Origin of the sequence: Nostoc sp. FACHB-888 (assembly GCF_014696655.1) — a bacterium.
Classification (GTDB): Bacteria; Cyanobacteriota; Cyanobacteriia; order Cyanobacteriales; family Nostocaceae; genus Nostoc.
The window spans coordinates 23,844-30,137 of the sequence record NZ_JACJQM010000068.1 but is presented as its reverse complement, the minus strand read 5'-3'; the positions used below and the strand labels follow the sequence as shown (position 1 = coordinate 30,137).

At 39.9% G+C, this 6,294-nt stretch carries 5 protein-coding genes and 1 tRNA gene; 2 read left to right on the top strand and 4 right to left on the bottom strand.

The window, feature by feature from the left end:
- Positions 1 to 179 precede the first annotated feature (179 nt).
- The gene (gene psaK / locus H6G26_RS27610; RefSeq protein ID WP_190733200.1) at positions 180 to 440 is read right to left on the bottom strand and encodes a photosystem I reaction center subunit PsaK; all 261 of its coding nucleotides are present in this window, start codon (positions 438 to 440) and stop codon (positions 180 to 182) included.
- A 772-nt stretch (positions 441 to 1,212) separates the two neighbouring features.
- On the opposite strand from psaK, the gene H6G26_RS27605 reads away from it, so the two are divergent.
- Both H6G26_RS27605 and H6G26_RS27600 read left to right on the top strand, forming a co-directional pair.
- Positions 1,213 to 2,586 (top strand): glycosyltransferase family 1 protein, encoded by a 1,374-nt coding sequence (locus H6G26_RS27605; RefSeq protein WP_190733198.1) that lies wholly within the window; start codon positions 1,213 to 1,215, stop codon positions 2,584 to 2,586.
- A 399-nt stretch (positions 2,587 to 2,985) separates the two neighbouring features.
- Entirely contained in the window at positions 2,986 to 4,713 is a 1,728-nt protein-coding gene (locus tag H6G26_RS27600; RefSeq protein WP_190733196.1) for an NFACT family protein, read from the top strand.
- Between the two features lie 542 nt (positions 4,714 to 5,255).
- Here the strand turns inward: H6G26_RS27600 and H6G26_RS27595 are convergent.
- The 3 genes from H6G26_RS27595 to H6G26_RS27585 form a co-directional block, all read right to left on the bottom strand.
- Positions 5,256 to 5,609 carry a hypothetical protein gene (locus H6G26_RS27595; RefSeq protein ID WP_199327112.1) on the bottom strand — a complete coding sequence of 118 codons (354 nt, stop codon included), beginning with the start codon at positions 5,607 to 5,609 and terminating at the stop codon, positions 5,256 to 5,258.
- 248 nt (positions 5,610 to 5,857) lie between these two features.
- Positions 5,858 to 5,928 (bottom strand) — tRNA-Phe (locus tag H6G26_RS27590).
- 56 nt (positions 5,929 to 5,984) lie between these two features.
- Positions 5,985 to 6,194, bottom strand: coding sequence for a hypothetical protein (locus H6G26_RS27585; RefSeq protein ID WP_190733194.1), 210 nt, complete (start codon positions 6,192 to 6,194; stop codon positions 5,985 to 5,987).
- Between the last annotated feature and the right edge of the window lie 100 nt (positions 6,195 to 6,294).

The following is a 6,294-nucleotide window of genomic DNA, read 5'->3' as shown; positions in this document are numbered from 1 at the left end:
ATTGAATATTTTTAGTATTAATGAATAGCCGTTCAGTTGAAAATAAGATAATTTTCAGATTGAAAAATATTTGATTTGTTTTGTTTATCATTCACTCAATTTCTACAATTATTTATGTCATTTTAAAATCTTTCTTAGTTTTTATTAGTAAATAAGATGCGTTCGCCCTGGGTAATAACCTAAATTCTTCCCAGGTTATGCAGCCCTAAGACAACGCCCACTCCTAAAATATGACCAAAGGCGGTAGTTGCTAAAAGGGCTGGTAAACCAAAACCACCAAATAAATTGGCTGAGGGTAGCCCTGGTTCTGCGTTAGGATATTTGATGGTAGATTTACCAAAGGCAATGGCAACGATATTAACAATAATGATAATTAGTGCAACAGTTGGACTCCATTGCAGAGGTGTGGTTGCAGCAGCGAGTAAGGTTGAAGTAAACACCTGATTTGCTCCTAAAATTTATTAATGATTGAAAACATAATCTGAAACTTTCCGAAGCAAATTCCAGAAAGTACCCGATTTTGCATCAATATTTAACATTTATTCTTATTACTTAATACAATGTGAGTTTAGTGAGATGAATTCAGGACTTACATCAAAATCGCCAAAAAACTTAATTTATTGAACTACTGTTTCTACAAAACACTGTGCGATCGCATAGTTTTTCTAGAGAAGAATTCGTAGAATATGTCAAAATCCTGGAATTAACTGTGTTAGATGATTGGAACCTCAGCAGCAGTTCTGCGTGCGGCTCCTTATTCACTTCATCGAACTCACATTAGTTTATATCTATGGGATTATATCTGCACAAACAAGACGAAAACTATAAGATTTATCTATCAAAGGTATTAGATATTCTAAATTAGTATAGCAATCTGAATTGAAATGAGAGAAAGTAGGGGAGCTAAAAGTACTTATTTCTAAGCTTTTCAGCAATTTTGCTTCTTAAAAATAGTTTAAAATATATGCACAATAATACATGATTTTTATCTATCAAAAGTATGAAATTTTAGTATAAATATTTTCTATATCTAAAGAAATTCAATATTTTTATTTAATCTAATAGTATACTTCTGGCAGAAGATGTAAAAAAATATTAGGCATAGTAAATTAAAATCAATATTAATCAAAGTTCCTGAAAAATTTAGGCAAGTGTGCTATACACGAGCTTGGAAAAGCCTAAAACTTTGTTAAAATTAGCAACACACAAACTATGAACTCTACCACCGAAAAACGTATCGCCTTAATTTCCGTCCACGGAGACCCGGCGATTGAAATAGGGAAAGAAGAAGCTGGGGGACAAAATGTTTATGTGCGTAATGTGGGTGAAGCACTAGCCCAGCTGGGATGGCAAGTTGATATGTTTACTCGCAAAGTGAGCCTGGAGCAAGACTCAATTGTTGAACATAGCCACAATTGCCGCACTATTCGTTTAAAAGCTGGCCCCCTTGAGTTTGTGCCGCGAGATGAAATTTTTGAATTTCTGCCAGAATTTGTGGATAATTTCCTCAAATTTCAAGTAAGAAATGGCATTAAATACGAGTTAATTCACACTAACTATTGGCTGTCTAGTTGGGTGGGGATGCAGTTAAATAAAATCCAACATAGTAAACAGGTTCACACCTACCACTCCTTAGGAGCAGTCAAATACAACACCATAGAAAATATTCCTTTGATTGCTAGTCAGCGATTAGCAGTAGAAAAAGATGTGTTGGAAAAAGCAGAGCGAATTGTAGCGACAAGTCCGCAAGAACAGCAACATATGCGATCGCTAGTTTCCACTAAAGGTAATATCGACATTATTCCCTGCGGTACAGATATTCAGCGCTTTGGCTCGATTGTACGAGAAGCAGCCAGAGCTAAATTAGGAATTGATAAAGAAGCCAAAGTAGTATTATATGTAGGGCGTTTTGACCCACGCAAAGGGATAGAAACCTTGGTACGTGCAGTAAATGAGTCTTCGCTACGTGACTCCAAGAATCTCCAGTTAATTATTGGTGGTGGCAGTACTCCAGGTAACAGCGACGGTATTGAGCGCGATCGCATTGAGGCTATTATCAACGAATTAGGGATGAGCGACTTTACCACCCTTGCTGGTCGTCTCAGTCAAGATATTTTGCCAAGCTATTACGCAGCTGCTGATGTTTGCGTTGTTCCCAGTCACTACGAACCTTTTGGACTCGTAGCGATCGAAGCGATGGCAAGCGGTACACCAGTAGTAGCAAGCGATGTTGGCGGACTTCAGTTTACTGTAGTTAATGAAGAAACTGGTTTATTGGCAGCACCACAAGATGTAGATGCCTTTGCATCTGCCATTGACCGAATTCTTTTAAATCCAGAATGGCGAGATGAATTGGGTAAAGCTGGTAGAAAGCGCGTCGAAACTAAGTTTAGCTGGGATGGTGTAGCACATCAACTAAGTGAACTTTACATCGAACTGTTGCAGCCACAATCAGTAGCGTCAACAGCAAAAGAACTAGTGGAGTCAACAGCCGAATTAGTGCATTCAACAGCAAAAGAACTAGTGGAATCAACAGTTGAATTAGTGCAGTCAACAACAAAAAAGCCAGCTTTGGTTGCTAAATAATTCTCTTGAGTAACAGATAATGGTGAATGGGTAACTCGGAAGTAAGCAATAATTTTATTTTCCTAGTCCTCACTCACCATTACTAATCATTTATTCTAAATATTTCTCTGGGCTGAGTGATTTCCATTATTAGTTTAATTAGTGGAAATTACTTAGCCTATTTATATATAAGTTGGCTGACAGATAACACAGTAATTTCTACACTAAATAAATGTATAACAAGCTAAGTTATCATCTAAGTACTGAGAGTCTATTTGAATTATAGATTTCTGTGTTTTTTGATTCGCAGCTATCACCAAACCAAGTAACCGCTATGATAGTTGAGGTCTGCTATGCTTTGACTAAACGAAGATAAAAGCATAGCGATTGCTACCATTTGAATGTTAACAACTAATCGCTTTGCAACCAGTTGACTTTACCACTCTCACAGCTGCTTGTAGCGAAATCCGCGCTAACTGGCTACCATCACGCTTAGAACAGGTTTACCAGCGCGATCGCTACACTATTGCTATGGCATTACGCACCCTGAAACAGCGAGATTGGCTACAGATTTCTTGGCATCCGCAAGCTGCACATATTTGTATCGGCGATCCACCACCGCGATCGCCAGATACCTTTACCTTTAGCCAACAACTGATACACCAATTGAATGGTTTAGCACTGGTAGCTATTGAAGCGATCGCCCCTTGGGAGCGTGTTATTGATTTGCAATTTGCCCGTCGTCCTGGAGAAACCGCCCTATATCATGTCTATGCAGAAATCATGGGCAAGTATAGCAACGTCATCCTCACCGATGCCAACAATATAATTATCACTGCTGCTCATCAAGTCAGTCAGCAACAATCTAGTGTCCGTCCCATCCAAACCGGACAACCTTATGAAACACCACCAAAACTGACTGGAACTGTCCCCAGTTTGAACGAATCACAAGAACGTTGGCAAGAACGGGTAAGTTTAGTGCCAGGAGCAATCAAGCGGCAATTGCTGAAAAGTTATAGTGGCTTGAGTGCAGCACTACTAGAGTTAATGCTGCTAGAAGCAAATATCGCACCAGAAACATCCACCGATACTCTCAACCCCGACGATTGGCGACGGCTATTTGAGCGCTGGCAAGAATGGCTGCAAGCTTTGAATTCCAATAAATTTCAACCCGCTTGGACAAAAGATGGCTACACCGTAATGGGTTGGGGTGCAGTTGAAAAGGTTAAAAATATCCAAGAGTTACTCAACCGCTACTACAGTAACCAAATTGACCAACAGTTATTTTTACAATTGCGCCATCAGTTGAGTCAGAAATTGAATAATATTCTGGTGAAATTACGGAATAAGGCTCAAACCTTTAAGACGCGCTTGCAGCAATCAGATCAAGCTGATGAGTATCGGCAAAAAGCTGATTTATTGATGGCTCACTTGCAAAACTGGGAACCGGGGATGAAAGAAATTATCCTTGCTGATTTTGATACAAATTTGCCAGTAGCGATCGCTCTCCAGCCAGATAAAAATGCCGTCCAAAATGCCCAAAGTCTTTACAAACAGCACCAAAAGCTCAAACGCGCTCGTGCTGCTGTCGAACCGCTACTGTTAGAAGTGCAGACAGAAATTGAGTATTTAGAACAAGTAGAAGCTGCGATCGCTCAGATAGACACCTACCAAACAGCAGAAGATTTGCGAGCTTTAGAAGAAATCCGCGAAGAGTTGATTGGACAAAAGTATTTAGAAGATCCAGAATATCGCAGTCGCAGTGCCAATGAACCCCCCAGCACCAACTTTCATCGTTACCTTACCCCCAACGGCTTTGAAGTATTAATCGGGCGTAACAATCGCCAGAATGACCAATTAACCTTTCGTGTAGCTGGGGATTATGACTTATGGTTCCACGCTCAAGAAATTCCAGGGAGTCATGTGCTACTACGTCTAGAACCCGGTGCTGTTGCAGAAGAAGGTGATTTACAATTTGTAGCTAATCTTGCCGCCTACTACAGTCGCGCCCGTCAGAGTGAACAAGTGCCAGTAGTTTACACTCAGCTAAAACACGTCTACAAACCCAAAGGAGCAAAACCGGGAATTGCAATTTACAAGCAGGAAAGCATCCTCTGGGGAAAACCACAAATGGTTAGTAGTCATTAGTCATTTGTCAAAAATTAAGAATTTTTACCCTGCTCCTCCTGCTCTCTCTGCCCCTCTACTCCACTCCTTTTCTACCCTGCGATTTGCTGAATTATCCTGATGGATAGAAGCTTTTAAGCTTTTTTCTTATCTTTTTTGATGAAGTTTCACGAAAAATGTGTGTTGACTGTTACAATATTGTTAAGAAAAGTTGCCCGTTGCATTTTGGGAACGCGCAAATGGGTTTTAACTCTCTTGAGAAGACAACGCAAAAAAATATTTTCTAGGCCAGCTGTGGGAGGCTGGTCTTTTTGTTTTTAAGTGCTTATCAGGAAAATGCCGAAAACCCCTTAGAGACAAGTGCCTAAGCACCATCAGTAGACCAAAAAGTTTTCCAGATGCCTTACGAGTCCTTTATTTCCACTTGAGAATACAAAAAGCCGAAATCATCTTGTAATATGAGTTTCAAGCACTTTTGTTCTGGGTGGACTTCAGAGCGATCGCTTAAGTAGTATTTTAAGCAGTTGAGTATGATTTTTCCAAACTCTTACGTTGCCATATTTTTAGATTTTGGCAATAAATGGTGATTGATTACTTTGGGCAAACTTCTCCATCCGCTCAATAGCCTGTACAAAGATTTCTGCCATTTCTTCTCCGGTCAAATTTCGCAAAGATAGTACAAAAACTTTGGCATCCGAACTGGCGAGCGCCATTTGTTCTAGAAAATTGCGCCCAATTTCATCATGTTTTGTGAGAATTAACCAACCTCTGCAACTTAATTCTATATCTGGTGCATCAGGCGAAAATTGGTCTGCATGAACTTCCACGTTTGCACCCACAGTACGTAGACCATCTGCAACATATTTTTTTCCTAACGCTCTGTCAATAAAGAAAATCGGCTTGTCTGCTTTATTCACGCTGCTTGAGCTTTAGCAGCAGCAGCCCTGCGTTCTACCTGAAAGGTGAGCGTTGGGAAGAATGTGCGGCTGTTGACGACACTCTTCTAACCGATGCGTGCAAAGGGAGGATGGTGTGGAAAAGCTTAGAGAATACAATTGCTAAGACATAAACCTTTTACGCGGTATAAGCATCAAGGAGCTTTTTACTTATGACAGCTTTATGTCAGTTTATGTCTTATGTAAGAGGTGTTTTTGTCTGTGTTGTATGCCAGGAACCGGACTTGAACCGGTGACACGAGGATTTTCAGTCCTCTGTTTTGATTGCTAAAATACTTGCTGATTAAGGATATTCATTCATAGTCATTCATATTCATAGTCAAACCATAGTCAATATTATGGTGGTTCTGGAGGCATAGGTAATTCTGGAGGTTCGGGTAAAGTAGCACCGTCATAGAAAACTGCTGCTTTACCTTCACTCCTAGCTGCATTAACGGCTTGTCTAGCTTCCTCCCATGATGGAAACGTAAGAAACAACCATTCCCCAGTTTTATCGTTAGCAATAGCTATAGTAGTTTCCCGTTCTTTCCAAACATTATCTGACATAGTTTACTATGATAGCAACTAGCAGGTTAAGTATAGAACAATAACTATCTGAGTAGCTATCTGACAACTGTATCAAGCTATCTAGTACATAAACACTCAT

What these genes read in the sequence shown, in the direction of transcription:
- H6G26_RS27605 (WP_190733198.1), top strand. Translation starts at nt 1,213, where the DNA reads ATGAACTCTACCACCGAAAAACGTATCGCCTTAATTTCCGTCCACGGA.
- H6G26_RS27585 (WP_190733194.1), bottom strand. Translation starts at nt 6,194, where the DNA reads ATGTCAGATAATGTTTGGAAAGAACGGGAAACTACTATAGCTATTGCT.